Annotated in this window: 24 protein-coding genes; 15 read left to right on the forward strand and 9 right to left on the reverse strand. The window is 64.7% G+C overall.

Features of this window, described 5'->3' with window-relative positions:
• Positions 1-240 precede the first annotated feature (240 nt).
• Positions 241-696 (forward strand): RrF2 family transcriptional regulator, encoded by a 456-nt coding sequence (locus tag ACP7DW_RS06135; protein ID WP_298404788.1) that lies wholly within the window; start codon positions 241-243, stop codon positions 694-696.
• Positions 697-762: 66 nt separating this feature from the next.
• Here the strand turns inward: ACP7DW_RS06135 and ACP7DW_RS06140 are convergent, their stop codons facing one another.
• The 4 genes from ACP7DW_RS06140 to ACP7DW_RS06155 all read right to left on the reverse strand — a co-directional run bounded on the left by ACP7DW_RS06140 (position 763) and on the right by ACP7DW_RS06155 (position 4521).
• A complete protein-coding gene (locus ACP7DW_RS06140) occupies positions 763-2448 on the reverse strand; it encodes a cation acetate symporter (protein ID WP_426054361.1) in 1686 nt (561 codons plus the stop codon).
• A complete protein-coding gene (locus tag ACP7DW_RS06145) occupies positions 2445-2753 on the reverse strand; it encodes a DUF485 domain-containing protein (protein ID WP_141169483.1) in 309 nt (102 codons plus the stop codon). The genes ACP7DW_RS06140 and ACP7DW_RS06145 overlap by 4 nt, the downstream gene beginning before the upstream one ends.
• Positions 2754-2892: 139 nt before the next feature.
• Positions 2893-4074, reverse strand: a complete 1182-nt coding sequence (gene hmpA, locus ACP7DW_RS06150; protein ID WP_426054362.1) for an NO-inducible flavohemoprotein — start codon at positions 4072-4074, stop codon at positions 2893-2895.
• A gap of 33 nt (positions 4075-4107) precedes the next feature.
• A complete protein-coding gene (locus ACP7DW_RS06155) occupies positions 4108-4521 on the reverse strand; it encodes a hemerythrin domain-containing protein (protein ID WP_426054363.1) in 414 nt (137 codons plus the stop codon).
• A 216-nt stretch (positions 4522-4737) separates the two neighbouring features.
• On the opposite strand from ACP7DW_RS06155, the gene ACP7DW_RS06160 reads away from it, so the two are divergent.
• The 8 genes from ACP7DW_RS06160 (at position 4738) to ACP7DW_RS06195 (ending at position 12899) form a co-directional block, all read left to right on the forward strand.
• Positions 4738-5622 (forward strand): STAS domain-containing protein, encoded by an 885-nt coding sequence (locus tag ACP7DW_RS06160; RefSeq protein WP_426054364.1) that lies wholly within the window; start codon positions 4738-4740, stop codon positions 5620-5622.
• 7 nt (positions 5623-5629) lie between these two features.
• Entirely contained in the window at positions 5630-5992 is a 363-nt protein-coding gene (locus tag ACP7DW_RS06165; protein ID WP_099763575.1) for an STAS domain-containing protein, read from the forward strand.
• Positions 5989-6426, forward strand: coding sequence for an ATP-binding protein (locus tag ACP7DW_RS06170; protein ID WP_426054431.1), 438 nt, complete (start codon positions 5989-5991; stop codon positions 6424-6426). Before ACP7DW_RS06165 ends, ACP7DW_RS06170 begins: the two co-directional genes overlap by 4 nt.
• A complete protein-coding gene (locus tag ACP7DW_RS06175; RefSeq protein WP_426054365.1) occupies positions 6423-7508 on the forward strand; it encodes an ATP-binding SpoIIE family protein phosphatase in 1086 nt (361 codons plus the stop codon). Before ACP7DW_RS06170 ends, ACP7DW_RS06175 begins: the two co-directional genes overlap by 4 nt.
• A complete protein-coding gene (locus ACP7DW_RS06180; protein WP_426054366.1) occupies positions 7505-9328 on the forward strand; it encodes an ATP-binding protein in 1824 nt (607 codons plus the stop codon). The genes ACP7DW_RS06175 and ACP7DW_RS06180 overlap by 4 nt, the downstream gene beginning before the upstream one ends.
• Entirely contained in the window at positions 9315-10829 is a 1515-nt protein-coding gene (locus tag ACP7DW_RS06185; RefSeq protein ID WP_426054367.1) for an ATP-binding response regulator, read from the forward strand. The genes ACP7DW_RS06180 and ACP7DW_RS06185 overlap by 14 nt, the downstream gene beginning before the upstream one ends.
• A 128-nt stretch (positions 10830-10957) precedes the next feature.
• Positions 10958-11776 (forward strand): substrate-binding periplasmic protein, encoded by an 819-nt coding sequence (locus ACP7DW_RS06190; RefSeq protein ID WP_426054368.1) that lies wholly within the window; start codon positions 10958-10960, stop codon positions 11774-11776.
• Between the two features lies 1 nt (position 11777).
• The gene (locus ACP7DW_RS06195) at positions 11778-12899 is read left to right on the forward strand and encodes a metallophosphoesterase (protein WP_426054369.1); all 1122 of its coding nucleotides are present in this window, start codon (positions 11778-11780) and stop codon (positions 12897-12899) included.
• Positions 12900-12902: 3 nt separating this feature from the next.
• On the opposite strand, the gene ACP7DW_RS06200 is transcribed toward ACP7DW_RS06195, so the two are convergent.
• A complete protein-coding gene (locus tag ACP7DW_RS06200) occupies positions 12903-13655 on the reverse strand; it encodes a DUF4303 domain-containing protein (RefSeq protein WP_426054370.1) in 753 nt (250 codons plus the stop codon).
• A 16-nt stretch (positions 13656-13671) separates the two neighbouring features.
• Positions 13672-14595, reverse strand: a complete 924-nt coding sequence (locus tag ACP7DW_RS06205; protein WP_426054371.1) for a LysR family transcriptional regulator — start codon at positions 14593-14595, stop codon at positions 13672-13674.
• A gap of 123 nt (positions 14596-14718) precedes the next feature.
• Here ACP7DW_RS06205 and ACP7DW_RS06210 point away from each other — a divergent pair, with 123 nt between their 5' ends.
• Positions 14719-15480 carry an SDR family oxidoreductase gene (locus tag ACP7DW_RS06210; RefSeq protein ID WP_426054373.1) on the forward strand — a complete coding sequence of 254 codons (762 nt, stop codon included), beginning with the start codon at positions 14719-14721 and terminating at the stop codon, positions 15478-15480.
• Positions 15481-15517: 37 nt separating this feature from the next.
• Here ACP7DW_RS06210 and ACP7DW_RS06215 read toward each other — a convergent pair whose 3' ends face one another.
• The 3 genes from ACP7DW_RS06215 to ACP7DW_RS06225 form a co-directional block, all read right to left on the reverse strand.
• A complete protein-coding gene (locus ACP7DW_RS06215) occupies positions 15518-16690 on the reverse strand; it encodes a porin (RefSeq protein ID WP_426054374.1) in 1173 nt (390 codons plus the stop codon).
• A gap of 141 nt (positions 16691-16831) precedes the next feature.
• Positions 16832-17287 carry a homoprotocatechuate degradation operon regulator HpaR gene (gene hpaR / locus ACP7DW_RS06220; RefSeq protein ID WP_257225069.1) on the reverse strand — a complete coding sequence of 152 codons (456 nt, stop codon included), beginning with the start codon at positions 17285-17287 and terminating at the stop codon, positions 16832-16834.
• A gap of 86 nt (positions 17288-17373) precedes the next feature.
• A complete protein-coding gene (locus tag ACP7DW_RS06225) occupies positions 17374-17667 on the reverse strand; it encodes a hypothetical protein (RefSeq protein WP_426054375.1) in 294 nt (97 codons plus the stop codon).
• Between ACP7DW_RS06225 and ACP7DW_RS06230 the strand changes: the two genes are divergently transcribed.
• The 5 genes from ACP7DW_RS06230 (at position 17666) to ACP7DW_RS06250 (ending at position 20136) form a co-directional block, all read left to right on the forward strand.
• Positions 17666-17827 carry a hypothetical protein gene (locus tag ACP7DW_RS06230; protein ID WP_426054376.1) on the forward strand — a complete coding sequence of 54 codons (162 nt, stop codon included), beginning with the start codon at positions 17666-17668 and terminating at the stop codon, positions 17825-17827. The two genes, ACP7DW_RS06225 and ACP7DW_RS06230, sit on opposite strands and share 2 nt — an antisense overlap.
• Positions 17828-17875: 48 nt before the next feature.
• On the forward strand, positions 17876-18337 hold the full coding sequence (locus ACP7DW_RS06235; RefSeq protein ID WP_426054377.1) for a GNAT family N-acetyltransferase: 462 nt from the start codon (positions 17876-17878) through the stop codon (positions 18335-18337).
• A gap of 71 nt (positions 18338-18408) precedes the next feature.
• Complete coding sequence (locus tag ACP7DW_RS06240; RefSeq protein WP_426054378.1) at positions 18409-18696, forward strand: putative quinol monooxygenase; 288 nt, start codon at positions 18409-18411, stop codon at positions 18694-18696.
• Between the two features lie 79 nt (positions 18697-18775).
• Complete coding sequence (locus ACP7DW_RS06245; protein ID WP_426054379.1) at positions 18776-19342, forward strand: hypothetical protein; 567 nt, start codon at positions 18776-18778, stop codon at positions 19340-19342.
• Positions 19342-20136, forward strand: a complete 795-nt coding sequence (locus ACP7DW_RS06250; protein WP_426054380.1) for a hypothetical protein — start codon at positions 19342-19344, stop codon at positions 20134-20136. The genes ACP7DW_RS06245 and ACP7DW_RS06250 overlap by 1 nt, the downstream gene beginning before the upstream one ends.
• Positions 20137-20140: the final 4 nt, after the last annotated feature.

Raw genomic sequence — 20140 nt, forward strand, 5'->3', positions numbered from 1 at the left:
ATCCTCTTGATTTTCATCAATAAAATCCACGTCGAAAGGGCCTTAAAGGGCTTGCGAGCTGTTTGCCAGGGCAACAATATGAAAATTTACTACGCATTTAAGCGAAAGGCAACCAACTTTTCTCGTTCCAGGCTGAAAAGTGACGGCGCAAGTCACATGGCGGTGGCGATGGCCAGGCACTCTCCTGTATGCTGGCGGCTTGAAACAAGGATGTAATCCACATCTTATGAACGATATCCCATGCGACTGACTGCCTATACCGACTACACCCTGCGCACCCTGATGTACCTGGGCGTGCACCGCGACCGCCTCGTCACCATCCAGGACATCGCCGACCTGCATGCGATTTCGAAGAATCACCTGATGAAGGTGGTGCACCAGCTGGGCCTGTCAGGCATCGTGGAAACGGTGCGTGGACGCAACGGCGGCCTGCGCCTGGCGCGCGACCCGGCCGAGATCAATATCGGCACGGTGGTGCGCGAGACGGAAAACGATTTTTTCATGGCGGAATGTTTTAACAAGGAAAACAATACCTGCCCGCTGACGCCCGATTGCCTGCTGAAAGCCAAGCTGGGCCAGGCCACGGCCGCCTTCCTGGCCGTGCTCGACACGGTGACCCTGGCATCGATACTCGAAGCGACGCCGGGCGTGCCGGCGCTGGCGGCGGGCGTGATTGCGCTGCGCGTGGCGAAGTAAGCGCGCGCCAAAAACAACAATGCCCGGCAAGCCGGGCATTGTTTCCTGCAGTAACTATCTAAAACATCAATGCGCGCTGGCGCCTGCCGCGCCGATGCCCGTTTCCGAACGCATTTGCTGCGCTTCGTAGCCGGCACGGTCGATGCGCGCGCGCGGGCTCTTGTCGAGCACCGAGAACAGCCAGATGCCGACAAAGCCTGCCGTCATCGAGAACAGCGCCGGCGAGGCATACGGGAACAGCGCCGCCGGATGACCGAGCACGTCGACCCACACGGACTTCGACACCACCGTCAGCGCGACGGCCGTGGTCAAGCCCAGGAAGCCGCCGATGGTGGCGCCGCGCGTGGTGCAGTCTTTCCACAGCACCGACATGAACAGCACGGGGAAGTTGGCCGAGGCGGCAATCGCGAAAGCCAGCGAGACCATGAAGGCGATATTCTGCTTCTCGAAGGCAATACCCAGCACGACGGCGATAATGCCCAGCACGATGGTGGTCACGCGCGACACTTTCAATTCGTTGGCGCCCGTGGCCTTGCCCTTCTTGATGACGGTGGCATACAGATCGTGCGACACGGCCGACGCGCCCGACAGGGTCAAGCCCGCCACGACGGCCAGGATGGTGGCAAACGCGACCGCCGACATGAAGCCCAGGAAGACGTTGCCGCCCACAGCCTTGGCCAGATGCACGGCCGCCATGTTGTTACCGCCCAGCAGCTTGCCGGCAGCATCCTTGAACTCGGGATTGGTGCTCACCAGCACGATGGCGCCAAAACCGATGATGAAGGTCAGGATGTAGAAGTAGGCGATCCAGGTGGTGGCCCAGAACACGGATTTGCGCGCTTCCTTGGCGCTCGGCACCGTGAAGAAACGCATCAGGATGTGCGGCAAGCCGGCCGTACCGAACATCAGCGCCATGCCGAAGGAGATGGCCGAGATCGGGTCCTTGATGAAGGAACCGGGGCCCATGATGGCTTCCTTGGCGGCGTGCACGTCCACCGACTTGGCGAACAGCGCTTCCGGGCTGAAGTTAAATTGCGCCAGCACGGCCACGGCCATGAAGGTGGCGCCGCCCAGCAGCATGACGGCCTTGATGATCTGCACCCAGGTGGTGGCTGTCATGCCGCCAAACAGCACATAAATCATCATCAATGTACCGACCAGGACGACGGCGATCCAGTATTCCAGGCCGAACAGCAGCTTGATCAGCTGGCCCGCGCCCACCATCTGCGCGATCAGGTAAAAAGCCACGACGACCAGGGTGCCGGAGGCCGAGAAAATGCGGATCGGCGCCTGCTTGAAGCGGTAGGCGGCCACATCGGCAAAGGTGTAGCGGCCCAGATTGCGCAAGCGCTCGGCCATCAGGAAGGTGATGATGGGCCAGCCGACGAGAAAGCCGATGGCGTAGATCAGGCCGTCATAGCCGTTGAGGAAGACGGCGGCGGAAATGCCGAGGAACGATGCCGCCGACATATAGTCGCCCGCGATGGCCAGGCCATTCTGGAAGCCCGTGATGCCGCCGCCGGCCGTGTAGAAATCGGAGGCCGACTTGGTCTTCGCGGCCGCCCATTTGGTGACGAACAAGGTAAAAATGACGAAGGCGGCGAACATGATGATCGCCGTCCAGTTGGTCGGTTGCTTGACCGCCTGGCCCAGGTCGGCGCCGGCCGCCAGCACGCTGCTGCTGGCGCCCGCCAGCAAGGTCAGGGCTGCCAGGCAGGAAAATGTGCGTTGCATCGATGGGGCGCGGTTCATGCTTGCACCCGTGCCTGGATGGCGCTGGTCAGATCGTCGAATTGCTTGTTGGCGCGGCGCACATAAATGCCGGTGATCACCACGGTAAACACGATGACGAACAAGCCGATCGGCATGCCCCAGGTCATCACGCCGGTGCCCGTTTTCGTGGCAAGGAATTCCTTGTTGAAGGCGATGAGCAGAATGTAGCCGTAATACACCAGCATCATCAGGCCCGTCAGCGCCCAGCCGAAGCTGGAACGCACCCTGACCAGCCGATGATAATTGGGGTCGCCCTTGATTTTTTGAACCAGATCGTCATGCATGGTGTTGCCTCCTGTTATGTAAAAGCCTGCTCTTTTATGCGAGCTTGGGTTCACAGTACAGCGCGAGGCTTACCCGCCCCTTACGGCAGCGGTTTTTTCTCGCAGAAGCAACACAGGGAGCAACACAAGGCGGACAAGGTCAGTTCAGCGCGGCTGCCGGTCCGAAGAATTCATGATGCGTCTGCCGTTCCGGCACACCCAGCTCGCGCAGATATTGCTTGACGGCCCGCATGAACGGCTGCGGCCCCAGGAAGTAGGCGTCGACATCGCGCGAGGCGGGCAGCCAGTGATTCAGCTGCTCTTTATTCAGCAAGCCGACGGCGTCCGGTGCACCTTGCGCCCCATCATGTTCCGCGTAGCAGTAATAGCGCTGCAGCTGCGGGTGCTGCGCGGCGAGTTCATCGATCTGCGCGCGGAATGCATGCACGCCCTGGTTGCGCGCCGCGTGGATGAAATGCACGGGACGCTTGCCGCGCAGGGCCGCCGTCAGCATGGCCAGGGTCGGCGTGATGCCCACGCCGCCGCTGATCAGCACCAGCGGCTTGTCGCTCTCCATCAGCACGAAGTCGCCCGATGGCGGCGTCAGCTGTACGGTATCGCCCGCCTGTACATGGTCGTGGAAGAAATTCGACACCTTGCCGCCCGCTTCGCGCTTGACGCTGATGCGGTAGGTCTGGCCATTGCTGGCGGCCGACAACGAGTACTGGCGGCGCATGGGCACGCCATCGACCGTGGCCAGCACGCCGATATACTGGCCTGGCGCAAAGTCGAGCACGGGCTGGCCATCGGCGGGCGCCATCAGGAAGGACGTGATCTCGCCGCTTTCCACCGTCTTGCTGCGCACGACAAAATCGCGCGCGCCGCTCCAGCCGCCCGGTGCGGCGGCTTGCGCCTTGTAGATACGCCCCTCTTCGCCGGCCAGGATATCGGCCAGCTGGCCATACGCCGCGCCCCAGGCATCGATGACGGCGTCGCTGGCCACCTCTTCGCCCAGCACTTCGCGGATGGCTTGCAGCAGGCTGGCGCCCACCAGCGGATAGTGTTCGGCGCGGATCTGCAGGGCCACGTGCTTGTTGACGATGGTGGCCACCAGGTCGCCCAGCGCGGCCAGCTGATCGATATGTTTGGCATACATCAGCACGCCATTGGCCAGCGCGCGCTGCTGGTCGCCGCTGTGCTGGTGCGCCTGGTTAAAGTACGGCAGCACTTCGGGATGGTCGCGGAACAGATTCTTGTAGAAGTGGCGCGTCAGCGCTTCGCCGCCCTGCTCGAGGATGGGGACGGTGGCCGTGATGATGGCGCGTTGTTCTTGGGTCAGCATGTGGAACTCCTGTGTCTATATGGGGAAACGGTGTCAGGCCAGCGTTTCAACGGCTGGATACAACTCGTGGTCTTCGCGCCGCATGCGCTGGAACAGCGCGTGCAGCACGGTATTGGCTTCGCTGCGGAAGGCATCCGGCTCGGCCGCCAGGCGCACGGGCGTATTCCAGCGGCCGGCGAAATCGAGGTAGGCGCCGGCGATGCCGTGCATCTCGTTTTCGTACTGGCATCCCAGCTGGGCCACCTTGGCCACGCCGCACGCTTGCGCGGCCGGATACAGGTAGCGCTGCTCGACGGCCAGGTGCAGCTTGATCAAGCCGCTCATGGCGATGATCTGTTCGGCAATGGCCTGCGCCTGCGCGGCCACACCGCCGCGCGCCAACTGACGCAAGGCATCGATGGAGGCCAGGATGGCCAGATGCTGCTGTTTGAATTTGTCGATATTCATGGCGTGTTTCTCTTGTTGAGTGTTGCCAGTGTAGCGGAGTTCGCGTAAACATGCAAACCACATACATCTTTAAAATGGCAGGTTTCTGGCGGAAATCTGGATCGACATGGCCACTATGTGCGGCACAGAACACAAGCCACAATCGTGCTTGCCTATAATTTATTCATCACAGCGCGCCCGTTTGCGGCCGCGCAGCACCCTCCACTTCAGCCAAGGATGAGCATGAAAATCAAAGCGGACTCGGGCCAGGCGCAGCAACTGGCCGCCATCATCAGCGAACACCACACGGCACTGCTGGACGGCTGGATGGCCGGCCTGATCGCCCGCCTGGTGCGGCGCGACAAGATCGCCGAAAACGAGCTGCGCCAGCAGGCGGCGCAATTGCTGCCGCTGCTGGCGCGCGCGCTCGACAGCGGCGACGCATTCGACATCGAAGGCGGCGCCTGGGACGACACGCGCCAGCTGCTGGCGGAAATATCGCAATCGCGCGTGCGCCAGGGCTATTCGCCGATCGACACGGCCAGCTTCATGTTTGCCCTGAAGGAGCCGTTGTTCGCCTACCTGCGCCAGCAAATCACGGCGCAGCCGCAGGAGCTGGGCGACGCCATCATCAGCACCAGCAAATTGTTCGACGAGCTGGGCCTGCTGACCATCGCCATCTACCAGAAGGCGCGCGAACAGGTGATACTGCGCCAGCAGCAGGAATTGCTGGAACTGTCCACGCCCGTGGTGCAGCTGTGGCAAAACGTGCTGGCCCTGCCCCTGATCGGCACCCTCGACAGCGCGCGCACGCAGGTGGTGATGGAAAGCCTGCTGCAAAAGATCGTCGACACGGGCGCGCTGATCGCCATCATCGACATCACGGGCGTGCCCACGGTCGACACGCTGGTGGCGCAGCACCTGCTGAAAACCATCGCCGCCGCGCGCCTGATGGGCGCCGACTGCATCATCAGCGGCATCCGCCCGCAGATCGCGCAAACCATCGTGCATCTGGGCGTGAACCTGGAAGACGTGATGACCAAGGCCACCCTGGCCGACGCCTTCGTCGTGGCCCTGAAACGCACGGGTTCCAGCATCACCTACCAGCAGCAACAACACTGAGGCGCCTATGGAAAGAATCCCCATTTTACGCATGGGCCGGCTGCTGCTGGTGACGATCCAGGTGGACATGCATGACCGCCTGGCGATGACCTTGCAGGACGACCTGACCACGCGCATCGTGACGGACCGCGCCACGGGCGTGCTGATCGACATTTCCGCGCTCGACATCGTCGACTCCTTCATCGGCCGCATGATCAGCAACACGGCGGCGATGGCGAAAATCCTCGACGCGCGCACCGTCGTCGTCGGCATGCAGCCGGCTGTCGCCATCACGCTGGTGGAACTGGGACTGACCCTGGAAGGCGTGAGCACGGCGCTCAACGTGGAACGGGGCATCAAGCTGCTGGAACGGGACGGCGCATGCGCATGACGGGGGGCGCCGTGCTGGGCGCGCAGATACAGGAGAGCGCGCAAATCCTGCCACTGCACAGCGACGAAGACGTCGTGCGGCTGCGCAAGCAGGTGCGCGACAGCATGGTCGCCATGGGGTTTGGCCTGATCGAACAGACCAAGATCATCACGGCGGCCAGCGAACTGGCGCGCAACACCCTGCGCTACGGCGGCGGCGGCGAAGCGCGCATCGCGCGCGTCAGCGATGGCGCGCGCCAGGGCCTGGAACTGCGCTTTGTCGACGCGGGACCGGGCATCGACGATATTGCCCTGGCGCTGACCGACGGCTATACCAGCGGCGGCGGACTGGGACTGGGGCTGGGCGGCGCCAAGCGCCTGGCCGACGCCTTTCACATCGACACGGCGCCCGGCGCGGGCACCACCGTCACCATCGCGAAATGGAAGCTGTTTTGAACCACATCGAGCAAGCCCCTGACATTGCCAGGCAAAGAACTTTTCCCATCGGCGAACCGAGCGAGATCGCCGCGGCCCGCCGCGCCGGCAACGAACTGGCGCGCCGCATCGGTTTCGACGACGTGCGCACGGGCCAGCTGGCCATCATCATCAGCGAAGCGGCCACCAACATCGTCAAGCACGCGCAGCGCGGCGAAATCCTGCTGCGCAAGGTGCTGCGCGGCGGCACGGCCGGCATCGAAGTGCTGGCCATCGACAGCGGCCCCGGCATGGCCAACGTGCGCCAGCACATGCAGGATGGCCATTCCACCACGGGCACCTACGGCGTGGGACTGGGGGCGATCCGCCGATTGAGCCAGGAATTCGACCTGTACACGGCGCCCGGCCAGGGCACTGTGCTAATGATGGTGGTGTGGGGCCCCGACGCCAGCAGCGCCATTCCCGCCCATCCAAACTGGCAGATCGGCGCCGTCTGCCTGCCGCTGGCCTCGGAGCAGGTGTGCGGCGACGCCTGGAACGTCGTGTGCGAAGGCCATGAGCTGAGCCTGATGGTGGCCGATGGACTGGGCCACGGCCCGCTGGCGGCGCGCGCCTCGGAATGCGCCAGCGCGCTGCTGGAACACGCCACGCCGGGCCTGCCGCCCCTGCCCGCCCCCTTCATCGCACTGGCCCACGGCGCCCTGCGCGCCACGCGCGGCGCGGCCCTGGCGGTGGCGCACATCGACAGCGCGCGGCGCGAACTGCGCTATGCGGGCGTGGGCAACATCGCCGCCTGCGCCTTCGACGCGCAGCAGCGCCGGCATCTGCTGTCGCATAACGGCATCGTCGGCAGCAATCTGCGCAAGGTGCAGGAATTCTGCTATCCATGGCAGCCGGGGACGACCTTGATCATGCATAGCGACGGCTTGCACACGCGTTGGGACCTGGAACGCTATCCGGGCCTGGCGCACTGCCACCCCAGCCTCGTCGCCGCCGTGCTGTACCGCGATTTTGCGCGCGGGCGCGACGACGTCACGGTGGTGGTGCTGCGCGAACACGAGGAACAGCAGGCCGCCAATGCGCAAAGGAGCGACACGCCATGACACAACGCATATTGACGGCCCATATCGGCAGCGAACTCGATGTGGTGGGCGCACGCCAGCGCGCGCGGCAGATCGCCGCCCTGTGCGGCTTCGGCGTGCAGGACCAGGTGCGCATCGCCACGGCCGTGTCGGAACTGGCGCGCAACGTCTACAACTACGCCGGCAGCGGCAAGGTGCATTTCGCCATCGATGGCCAGACGGCGCCGCAGGTGCTCAGCATCCGCATCGAGGACCAGGGCCCCGGCATCGCGCAGCTCGACCAGATACTGGCCGGCAGCTACCGCTCGCCCACGGGCATGGGACTGGGCATCCTGGGCGCGCAGCGCCTGATGGACCGCTGCCATATCCACAGCGCGCCGGGTGACGGCACGCAGATCACCCTGCACAAGCTGTTCCCGCGCGACGCTCCCCTGCTCGACGGCAGCATGGTCGGCGCGCTGTCCGGCAGCCTGCAGGCGCTGCCACCGGACATCACGCTCTCGGAAGTGCAGCAGCAGAACCGCGAACTGCTGAGCACCTTGGCCGAACTGAAGACGCGCCAGGACGATTTATTACAGCTGACGCGCGAACTGGAAGACACCAACCGGGGCGTGGTGGCGCTGTTCGCCGAACTCGATGAAAAAGCCGACCACCTGCGCCGCGCCGACCAGATGAAGTCGCGCTTCCTGTCGAACATGAGCCATGAATTCCGCACGCCGCTCAGCTCCATCCGCGCCCTGTCCAAGCTGCTGCTCGAGCGCATCGACGGCGAGCTGTCCGAGGAACAGGAAAAGCAGGTGCTGTTCATCCTGCAAAGCGCCGTCAGCCTGAGCGACCTGGTGAACGACTTGCTGGACCTGGCCAAGATCGAGGCGGGCAAGGTCGACGTGCACGCCAACAGCTTCCAGGTGGCGGACCTGTTCAGCGCACTGCGCGGCATGCTGCGCCCGCTGCTCGTGTCCGACACGCTCACCCTGACCTTCATCGATCCCGACCCGGCGCTGCAGATCCACACGGATGAAGGCAAGCTGTCGCAAATCCTGCGCAACTTCATCGCCAACGCCCTGAAGTTCACCGAGGCCGGCGCCATCATCGTCAGCGCAACACCCTTGCCGCAGAAGGACGCGATCCGCTTTTCCGTCTCCGACACGGGCCTGGGGATCGCCGCCGAAGACGTGCAGCTGATTTTCGAGGAATTCAGCCAGGTGGAAAACCACCTGCAGCGCAAGGTCAAGGGCACGGGCCTGGGCCTGCCCCTGTGCCGCAACCTGGCCACCCTGCTCAATGGCACGGTGGCCGTGGAAAGCACGCCGGGCCACGGCTCGCTGTTTTCCGTCATCCTGCCCGCCAGCTACCATGCGCCCGAGGGCAGCCTGCCACCCTGCGCGCCGGCCAACGACAACGGCAGCGACCAGCGCATACCCGTGCTGGTGGTGGAAGACAATCCGCCCATCCGCCTGCTGTATGAAAAATTTTTGGCCGGCAGCGAATTTCGCGTCGTTCCCGCGCGCAGCGTGCGCGAGGCGCAGGAACGCTGGGAACAGCAGCGCCCCGCCGCCGTCATCCTCGACATCCTGCTGCACGGCGAAACGGCCTGGCACTGGCTGGCCGAACTGAAAAACGATCCGCTGCGGCGCCAGGTGCCCGTCATCGTCGCCACCGAGATCGACGACGTGCGCAAGGGCCTGGCCCTGGGCGCCGACGCCTATTACGTCAAGCCGCTGCCGCGCCAGCAATTGCTGGCGACCCTGCGCGCACTGATCGGCAATCAACACCACCGGCAAGAGCCGGTTCCGCCGCAAGGCACAACCACCTGGGACAATGCGCATGCTACCGGATAACAACAGCGATGCTCTGATCCTCAACGTCGATGACAGCGACGGCGCCCGCTACGCCAAGTCGCGCATCCTCCAGCGCGCCGGCTTCAAGGTCATCGAAGCGTCGAACGGCGGCGACGCGCTGCTGCGCGCCCGCCAGGACCGCCCCAACCTGATCCTGCTCGACGTCAAGCTGCCCGACATCAACGGCCTGGAAGTGTGCCGCCAGTTGAAGGGCGGCGCCGAGACCAACACCATCCTGGTGCTGCAGACGTCCGCTTCCTGCATCGGCACGGCCGACAAGATCCGCGCCCTCGACGGCGGCGCCGACAATTACCTGGTCGAGCCGATCGAGGCCGATGAACTGATCGCCAACGTCAAGGCGCTGCTGCGCCTGGGCCGCGTCGAGCGCGCGCTGCGCGAGGTGGACCGCCGCAAGGATGAATTCCTGGCCACCCTGGCGCACGAATTGCGCAATCCTCTGGGCCCCATCCGCACGGCACTGGCCCTGCTGTGCAAGCTCAATCCCGTCGTGCCGGCCGTGCAGGACAATGCGCGCCGCACCATCGGCCGCCATACGGACCACCTGGTGCGCCTGGTGGACGACCTGCTCGACGTGTCGCGCATTTCACAGGGCAAGATCTCGCTGCAATGGGAAAGCGTGCACTTGGCCAGCGTCATCCGCAGCGCGCTGGAAACGAGTTCGCACAGCATCGAGGCGCGCGGCCATGCGCTCGACGTGCACCTGCCCCAGGAAGAACTGTGGGTCTGCGGCGACGCCGTGCGCCTGTCGCAGATCGTCGCCAACCTGCTGCTCAACGCGGCCAAGTTCACGGCGCCGGGCGGACGCATCGCCATTTCCGCCGCGCGCGAAGGCGATAACGTACGCATACGCCTCTGCGACAACGGCATCGGCATCGCCGCCGCCAGCATCGACAGCATCTTCGGCCTGTTCGAGCAAAGCGGCCACTCGCCCGACCGGGTGCAGGACGGCCTGGGCATCGGCCTGTCGCTGGTGCGCAAGCTGGTGACCCTGCACGGTGGCCAGGTCAGCGTGAGCAGCCCTGGCGTAGGGCTGGGCAGCACCTTCGAAGTCATCTTGCCGCTCGACGCCAACGTGCCGCAGCCGGTCGCGCCGGCGCCCGAGGCGCCCGCGGGCGCCAGCCAGCGCATCCTCGTCGTCGACGACAATTGCGATGCGGCCGACACCCTGGCCGAACTGCTGGAAATGTACGGCCACACGGTGCGCACGGCCTACACGGGCGCGCAGGCGACCGAGCGCACCCTGGAGTTCAAGCCCGACATCGTCTTTCTCGACATCGGCCTGCCGGACATGAGCGGCTACGAGGTGGCCGTCCAATTGCGCCAGTTGCCGATCCCGCAGCAATTCCTGCTCGTCGCGCTGACCGGCTATGGCCAGGAACACGACCGCCAGGCGGCCCTGCAGGCCGGTTTCAACGAGCACTTCGCCAAGCCCGTCGATTTCGGCAAGCTGGCCATGCTGGGATTGCATATCGGATCATGACGCTGGACTGGCTGCGAAATTGCTCATTTACATAACGCGTCGGCTATAATCGGCCGTGCGAAACGCGACTGTTTCGGGCCAACCGGGATGAACAATTGCAGCAAAAAACAATAGGCAATGGCGCTGCTGTGCCTTTTTTTCCATGGCTGCGGCCCGGTGCCTGGCTGGCCGCCTTGGCCGCCACGGCCTTGCTGGCAGCGCCGGCCAGCAAGGCCGTGGCGGCCAGCACCGAAGCCGGATTACCAGCCAGGCTGGTATGCCATGACGACCTCTTCGCACCCTACTTCATGCAGAACCACGGCCGCATCGAGGGGTTGAACGTCGATGTGCTGCGCGAGGCGGCAGCCCGCCTGGGCATCGCCATTGAATTTCGCGCCATGCCATGGCGCCGGCTCGAAAGCGAGCTGGCCAGGCCGCAGGGCACGGTCGATTGCGCCTTCGCCATGAGCCGCACGCCGGCACGCGAGCAATATCTGGAATTTGGCAAGGTGCCGCTGCAGCCGACCGAGTATGCGCTGTTCGTGCGGCAGGCCGATATGCTGCTCGCCATCGGCAAGCTGGACGACCTGACAGGCAAAGTAATCGGCGTGCGCGCTGGATTCCGCCTGCCCGAAGACATCGCCGCCGGCGTGGCACAGGGCCGCTGGAGCATCGCCGAAGTACCGACGGATGCCGCCAACTTCCAGAAACTGGCGCTGCGCCGTATCGATGCCGTGCTGGCGGACGGCGTCGTCGGCCAGTACACGGTCAAACAGCTGAAACTGGAAGGCATCGTCCGCGTGGCGCCGCCACTGGCCCGCTTCGACACCTATATCGTGTTTCGCAAGAATGCAGGCTCGCCCGCGCTGGCCGCCGCCTTCGACCGCGTATTCCGGCGCATGCGCCAGGACGGCAGCTTCACGCGCATCACTTCCGCCTATCTGGGCGCCCCACTTCTGGAACATTGACATGACAACCCGCACGCCGCTGCTGCGCATCACCATGATATTGGGCGCCCTGCACGCCCTGCTGGGCTGGCTGCTGCTGCCTGCGCTGCCCGTCGGCCTGGCCGGCTGGCTGCTCGGCGGCGCCGTCTTGCTGGCCTCGACCATGCTCATGCCGATGACGATCTTCGCGCGCGCCGTCACGGGCGATGCGCGCCTGGCCGACCGCCTGAGCTGGGCCGGCTCGCTGTGCATGGGGTTTTTCTCCTCGCTGTTCGTGCTGACCGTGCTGCGCGAGCTGCTGATGCTGATCCCCGCCACCCGCCCCCACGCGCAGGCGTCCGCCGTGGCCGTGCTGCTCCTGGCGCTGCTGGCCACCGTCGTCGGCTTCATCAACGCGCGCAGGGTGGCGCGCGTGCGCGAAGTGACGGTGCCGATCGCCGGCCTGCCGGCCGCCTTGCAGGGCTACACCATCGTGCAACTGAGCGACATCCATGTGGGCGCCACCATCCAGCGCGCCTACGTGGACGCCATCGTCGCGCGCGCCAACGGCCTGCAGGCGGACCTCATCGCCATCACGGGCGACGTGGTCGACGGCACGGTGGCGCAACTGGGCAGCCACACGGCGCCGCTGGGCGCGCTGCGTGCGCGCCACGGCGTGTTTCTGGTGACGGGAAACCACGAATACTATTCGGGCGCCGCGCCTTGGGTGGCGGAGTTCCGCCGCCTGGGCTTGCGCGTGCTGATGAACGAACATACGATCCTTGAACACGACGGCGCGCGCCTGGCGCTTGCCGGCGTCACCGATTTCAATGCCGCCGCCTTCGATCCGGCGCAGGCAAGCGACCCGCAAGCGGCCATCGCCGGCGCACCGGCCGATATCCCGCGCATCCTGCTGGCGCACCAGCCACGCAGCGCGCCCGAGGCCGAAGCGGCCGGCTACGACTTGCAATTGTCGGGCCACACGCACGGGGGACAATTCTGGCCGTGGAATCTGTTCGTGCCGCTGCAGCAGCCGTATGTGGCAGGCCTGCACCGGCGCGGCCGCCTGTGGATTTACGTCAGCCGCGGCACGGGGTACTGGGGCCCGCCGAAACGCATCGGCGCGCCGGCCGAGATTACCCGCTTGCGGCTGGTGGCGGCGTAGGATCTAGTCGGCCCAGCTGGCCATCCACGCCTCGAAACGCGCCACCACCGCCGGTGGATTCAGGCGCGCCATGGCGCCTTCCAGCGGCTCGCTGTCGCTGACTTCGAACAACAGCACGAACTCCTCGCGCCGCGCACCGGAGCCGAACACGCCTTCGGCGTCAAGCTGCGCGAGCGCCGCGATGCAAGCGTCGAACACGCCGCTGCGGAAGGTGGCGAAATCCACATCGAATGGCAAGTCGCGGTGCGCCTGCAGCAGCAAACGCCAGGCGCTGTCGAAATACGCGCCGCCTTCGTCAAACGCCCACTCGGCCGGATTCCACAGCATTTCTTCGCCATCTTCCGAGGCGGCCAGCGCTTCGCGGCTATTCGCCATGCAGCCTATCGTCATGGCGCTGTCGTCGCTCACCAGCGCGAAGGCGTCGATGCGCTGGTCCGGATGCGTACGCCGGACGGCATCGACAGCCAGGCGCGCAGCGTGCGCCACCAGGGTTTGCAGCAGCGCGAAATCAAAGTCGGTCGGGTCAATGAGCATGGCGCGCGCCAGCGTGTAGCCGTCGGCCTGCGCGGCGCGGCCATGCGCCAGCCAGGCGGCGTGCGCCTGCGCCTCGCAGGCGTAGTCCTTGCGCGTCTCTTCGCCCCACGTCATGGCCGCACCGGCCGCCGTCCACACGGTGCGGCCAAAGACGCGCGCTTCCCGGAAGCGGGCCGCTTGATCGCCGTCAAAGGTGTAAAACAGGCTGTAGTTACTATGCATGGGAATTTTCCATTGCTTAATCGGGCAGCATCTGCGCGGCGAAATCGCGCTGGCGGAACTGCTCCAGCAAAAAATCGACGAAGACGCGTGTCTTCGCGGGCAGCAGCTTCTTGCTGGCATAGTACACGGACAGGGGGCCGGAATCGGCACGCCAGCCGGGCAGCAAGCGGACCAGGGCGCCGCTGCGCAAGTGGTCCAGCGCGTGCGCCATGGGCAGCAGCGCCACGCCGACGCCCATGACAGCCGCATGCGCCATCGCGTCGGGGTCGTCGAAGATGGCGCGCGGGCGGCATTCGGCCACGCCTTCGCCGCCCGAGCCATTCCGCAATATCCAGCTGCGCAGTCTGCCGCTGCCGGCCGAGCGGCGCGCCACGCCGTCGATGTGCGCCAGGTCCGACGGATGCACAGGCATGATTTTCCCCTGCATGAAGGCGGGCGACGCCGTGGCGACGACGTGGACGTGGCCCAGTTCGCGCGCCACCACGCCCGGCGTCAGCTCGATGCCGCCGCCGATGGCGACATCAAACCCTTCGCCGATCAAGTCCACTTGCCGGTTGTCGAAATGGCAGTCGGGGATGACGCCCGGGTAGCGCGCGATGAAGTCGCCCAGCAGCGGCACCACGTAGCTGCGCCCGAACGACGGCGCCATGCTGATTTTCAGGATGCCGGCCGGCTGGCCGCCCTCTTCGGCCGCGCCGGCGATCGCTTCGCGCAGGGTAGACAGGGCGCCGCCTATCTGCTGCAGGAAACGCTCGCCGCCTTCCGTCAGGGTCAATCGCCGCGTGCTGCGCTGGAACAAGCGCAATCCCAGGCTCGCTTCCAGCCGCGCCACGTTCTTGCTGACGGCCGCAGGCGTCAGCCCCAGGCGGCGCGCAGCCGCCGAAAAACTGCCCAGCTCGGCAGACAGCACAAACGATTGCAAGTGATTGAGGGCGTCCATGCGCCTATTTTACCCGCTCATTTGATACTTATGGTTGAAAGTGATTGTAGCGATTCATGGCTAGCGCACAGGCAATGGAAAGCAGATACTGGCTTCCTCGACTCCTCACACAGAAAGCCCATCATGCAAACCCAAGCCACCACATCCCTGCCACTGCAAGACAAGATCGCGTTTGTGACGGGCGGCTCGCGCGGCATCGGCGCGGCCATCGTGCGGCGCCTGGCCAGCCAGGGCGCCAATGTCGTCTTCACGTATCAAAGCTCGGCCGCCGAAGCGCAGGCGCTGGCCGCCACAGTGGAAACGGCCGGCGGCAAGGCCCATGGCGTGCAAGCCGAGGCGGCCGACGCCGCAGCCCTGACGGCGGCCATAGCCAAGGTGGCGGCGCAGTTTGGCCGCATCGATATCCTCGTCAACAATGCGGGTGTGTTCCTGCCCGGCGCCATCGACGATTTTTCGCTGGCGGACTTCGACAAGACCTTGAACGTTAACGTGCGCGCCGTGTTCGTCGCCATCAAGGCGGCCGTGGCGCACATGCCAACGGGCGGGCGCATCATCAACATCGGCAGCACGAATGCGCACCGCATGCCGTTCGGCGGCGCGGCCGCCTACGCCATGAGCAAATCGGCGCTGATCGGCCTGACGCAAGGCCTGTCGCGCGACCTGGGCCCGCGCGGCATCACCATCAACAATGTGGAACCTGGCCCCGTCGCCACGGACATGAACCCGCCGACGGGCGACTTCGCCGACCTGATGCACGGCCTGATGGCCCTGCCCCGCCACGGCACGGCCGATGAAATCGCCGGCATGGTGGCCTACCTGGCCAGCGCGGAAGCGGCATTCGTCACGGGCGCCGGGCTGAAGATCGATGGCGGCTTCGCCGCTTGAGCAGGGAACAGCACGGACACAGGCCCGCGAGACTATATTAGAAGGCGTGCTTGAGGCCCACCAGCAGCACCGTCTGGCCGCCGTTCGACGACGGCGTGCCGTTTTGCGAATCGCCCACCGAAGCGACGGCATTGACGATGCCGCCGCCTTCGCCCAGGGTCTGGCCGCGCGCCAGCTGGCGCGCTTCGATCAGGTAGATGGCCGTGCGCCTGGACAGCGCATAGTTCTGCTCGAACGACAGCTGGCGGTAGCGCGCGCGATGTGCGATGCCGTTGGCCGAGGAGGCGCGCGTGTCGCTGTAGCCGGCGGACAGGAACCACTGTGGCGTCAGCTGGAAGCTGGAGATCACGCCGGCCGTGTTGAAGATGGCCGTGTCGCGGAAGGCGGAGTGGCTGCCGGCCTGGTATTGCACATTGCTGGCGTTGGCGCCCACCATCCACTTGCCCATGGTGTAGCGCGCGCCGGCGGCGATGAACTGAATGCTTTCGGCCGACGCGTAGCCCTGATTGATGGCCGAGATGCCAAAGTTGCCCGAGGCATTCGCGCTCCAGCCCATGCCATCCTTGCCATTCCTCAGCTTCAGATAACCGAGCGCGAACTCGGCCGGCGAGGCGCTGTACTTGAGGGCCGCGCTGAAGCTGCTGCCCACGGCATTGCCGTCGGCCGCTTCGCCGAAGCCATATTGTGTGCTGGCCTGCAAGCCGCGCCACACGGGCGAGCTGTAGGTCAGGGAATTGTTGACGCGCACGGTGGTATCGAGGCCGTCGATATCGCCCGGGTGGGCACCGGTGGCACCCGTCAGGACATTGCTCGACGCGAGGGAACCGACCAGCAGGTAGTACGGCGTGTACTGGCGGCCCGCCGTCACGGCGCCGTAGGCGCGCGATTGCAAGCCTACATAGGCCTGGCGATTGAACAGCGAACCGCTGGCGCTGTGCGCGCCGCTGTCGAGTTCAAAGCCGCTTTCCAGCAAGAACAGGGCCTGCAAGTCGCCACCCAGCGCTTCCACGCCCTGGAAGCCGATTTTGCTGGCCGATAAGCTACCGCTGCGCAGATACGTGTTCGCGTTGCCATTCTGATTGTTCGCGTACGCCACGCCCGCATCGGCCACACCGTAGATGGTGATATTGCTTTGGGCGCTGGCGTTGCCACTGACGAAAGAGGAGGCGGCGGCGGTCAGCACCGCGACGAGCATGCAAGGTTGTTTCATTATTTTTCCTGGCTATCCTGATGTATTTTGACGCTATGCTCTTGATGTGGATCAAGCGGGCGAAATTATACGCTCAATTACTCACATATGAGTGATTTACTCTCAGGTAGTATCCTGGCGAAATCAGGGGTGTGGCGAAGCTCAGCGCAGGATGGCGGGCGCCACCGGCAGGGTTTCGAGAGCAATAAAAGCTTCCAGCGCGCGGCGCATGTCTTCGAACACTTGCTTGCCGTATGCCGTTTCCAGGTGGGCATACTGCAGGTCGATGAGTTTACCCATCTGCAGCAGCAAACTGGCGCCCGCTTCCGACAGGTGCACCTTGCGGCGGCGCTGATCGCCTTCGAACTTGCTGCGTCCGATCAAGCCGATTTCTTCCATGCGCGCCAGGATGCCGCTCATGCTGGGACTGGATATCTGGCAGATATTGCACAGCTCACGCGGTTCCAGGGTCGGGCTTTCGTTCAGCGCGCGCATGATGCGCCACTGCTGCTCCGTCACGCCGAAGTGATTGAGGATGGGGCGGAAATGCTGGAGCAGGCTGTCGCGTGCCTTTAGCAGCAGTTGCGGCATGTTCGGATAACGGATCGGTAGCTGCAAGCGGAACTCCCTCGGTGGCCGGCAAATGAGCGTCATTATACGGCCCGCCCCTTGCAAACGGCAGGCCCGCTACGATGTATTTTTCGCTACATCCGCCCTGCCCCATCCTCCTGCGCGTGCCGCTGCACGGACCACAGCACGCCCGCCGTCAGCAAGAGCATCGCCGCCCGTTCCAGGGGGCGCGGGATGCGCTGCGCGTAGACGAAGCCGTAGAGCAGAACGAACAGGGTCTGCGACAGTAGCAGCTGACCCAACAGGGTGACAGGTACCAGGCGCGACGCCAGGTTCCACAGGTAGTTGCCGACCATGGAAGCGCCCAGCGCCAGCATCACGGCGCCAACGATCAGGGCGATGACGCCGCTGGCCAGGCCATGCAGCATGGCCCATTCCACCGAACTGAAATGCGCGTGGCGCTTGAGGAACTCAGTCAAGCAGCACTGGCACGAGCGCTACCATGAAGATGCGTCGAACCGCTGGCTGCGCCAGACGATGGCGCAGCTGTTTGGGGCGGGCGGCAGCACAACATTGCCTATTGAGTAATTTTTCCCCATACTGGCAAGCCTTGTCCTTACCTTCCATTGATTGAACATGCTCATCAGCCTGCGCCCCGTCACCGTCGATAATTTTGACATCATCAGCGACCTGCCTTTGCTGCCACAGCAGCGCGACTACCTGGCCAGCAACGACTATTCCATCGCGCAAGCAAGTTTCCATCCCGCCATCCTGCATACGCGCGCCGTGTATGGCGACGAGGAAGTGATCGGCTTCCTGATGTTCGTCTCGCCCGACGCCGATGATCCGCCCGGCTACTACCAGATCTGGCGCTTCATGATCGATCACCGGCGCCAGGGGCAAGGCCATGGCCGCGCCGCCCTCGCTCTGGCGCTGGCGGAAATCCGCGCCCGCCCGGACGCGCGCAGCATCGAAATTTGCTACAAGCCCAGCAATGCCAACGCGAAACAGTTCTATGCCAGCATGGGTTTCGTGGAAAAAGGTTTGGATGCCGATGGCAATGACATGCTGGCCGTCATACAGCTCGGCGCAGCCTGACCGGGCATGGCGGGCAAGAATGGGCAAACTACGCTAAGCTGCACCCGCCCCACCACTTCACAAGGACCACCATGACCCTGATCGTCGTCGCCACCATCGATGCCCAAACTGACCATATCGACGCCGTGCGCGCCGCCCTGGAAGCCGTCGTAGCGCCCAGCCGCGCGGAAAGCGCCTGCCAGCGCTACGAATTGCACCTCGACAACAAGATTCCCACGCGCTTCATCATGCTGGAAGAATGGACCGACCAGGACGCGCTGACGGCGCATTACGCGACGCCCCACTTCAAGGCGCTGGTAGCTGCCGTGGGCGACAAGAGCGTCAAGATCGATGTGGCCGAGTTGAGCAAGCTGAAGTAACGCGTACGGCAGCGTTCAATCGCGCGTTCCCCAAAGAAAGTTGCCACTTATAATATGGCAACTTTTTTTTATGCCCATCATGACACCATTCTCCCGCATACACGGCGCCCTTGCGGCGGCCGCCTTCACCGTTTGTGCCGGCGCCGCCGCGCAAGCGCCCATGCCCAAGCTCGTGGGCGAATACAACTTGCTCTCGTCGACGACCGTGCCGCCCAGCAACTGGGGCTATTCCAAGGCCCGCGTGTCGATCAAGCAGCTCGATGACCATCACCTGCTGATCCTGCTCGCCTGCGAATGGAAGCGCGAACCGAAGGCCGTCTGCGGCGACTATTTCTATGCCCAGTGGCGCGGCGATGGCCTGTATCTGCAGGATATGAACACGTTTGCCATGCGCCTGTACTTCGATCCCGTCACGCGCAAGCTCACCATCATTTCGCGCGGCGCCGACGCCAGGCAGAGCGTACGCCACGAAGTGTTCGGCACGACGACCGCCCCGCTGGTCGACACCGCCCTCGTGCGGCGCATGAAGCGCGAGCAATCGAATGCCGACAGCAAGGAAAACCGGCGCGTGTTCGGGCCCTACACCAAGTGGCAGTATCAGGAAAATCGCATCGAATTCCAGCGCCAGGACTTGACGGCACCGTGATGGCGCGCCTGATCCAGCCCATGCGGCGCCAGCTGCTGCGCCTCGCCGGCGCCCTGCTGTGCTCGCCCGTGCGCGCGCGCGCGGCCGATGGCGGCCTGCCCCGCGCCGTGCACCAGCGCATCCTAGCCAGCCTCGACGCGCCGCTGCCCAAGGTGCTCAATGTGCAGCATCTGGCGCTGATACGGCGCTTCAACATCGGCTGGTCGCCCGTGGAAAGCGGCGCGCCCATGCTCAATCCGGCCTACCCGCTGGGCAAGGGCGACACCCTGGCGCTGGCCATGCAAGCCATCGCCAGCAAGGATGCGGCACTGGCCGCCCAGCGCCTGATGGAAGCGTCGCTGCTGCTGCCCCGCTTCGTGCAGATGGCCGACCTGAAACCGGGCAGCTATGCCAACGGCAAGGCGCCGTTCACGTTGACCTCCCGGCATCTGGCGCTGCTGCGGCAACAGTCGTGGATGACGTTGGAAATGCTGGGCATGGGCGCGGAAGACTACCTGGCCGAAGGCTCGGCCCACCCCGTCCGTCGACGGCAAGCGCCCGTATGGCGACTTCACAAATTACCCAGTGGAAATGGCACAGGCGCTGGGCTTGCCCGTGCGCCAGCAAGCGGACGGCAGCCTGTTCATCACGCCCGCGCTGAGAACGGAACTGAAAGCGCTGCACCAGCAGACCATGCCAGCGCTGCAAGTGTTCGTGCGGGAAGCGGGGTTGAGGCGCAATACGGTCTGAAGCGTAGCCGGCTTCCTGTCGAGTACGTACGGCACTCCCCGACCAAATACTATTCCAACGGATGAGCAG

This window comes from Janthinobacterium sp. PSRC1-1, assembly GCF_049897525.1.
GTDB lineage: Bacteria > Pseudomonadota > Gammaproteobacteria > Burkholderiales > Burkholderiaceae_D > Janthinobacterium > Janthinobacterium tructae.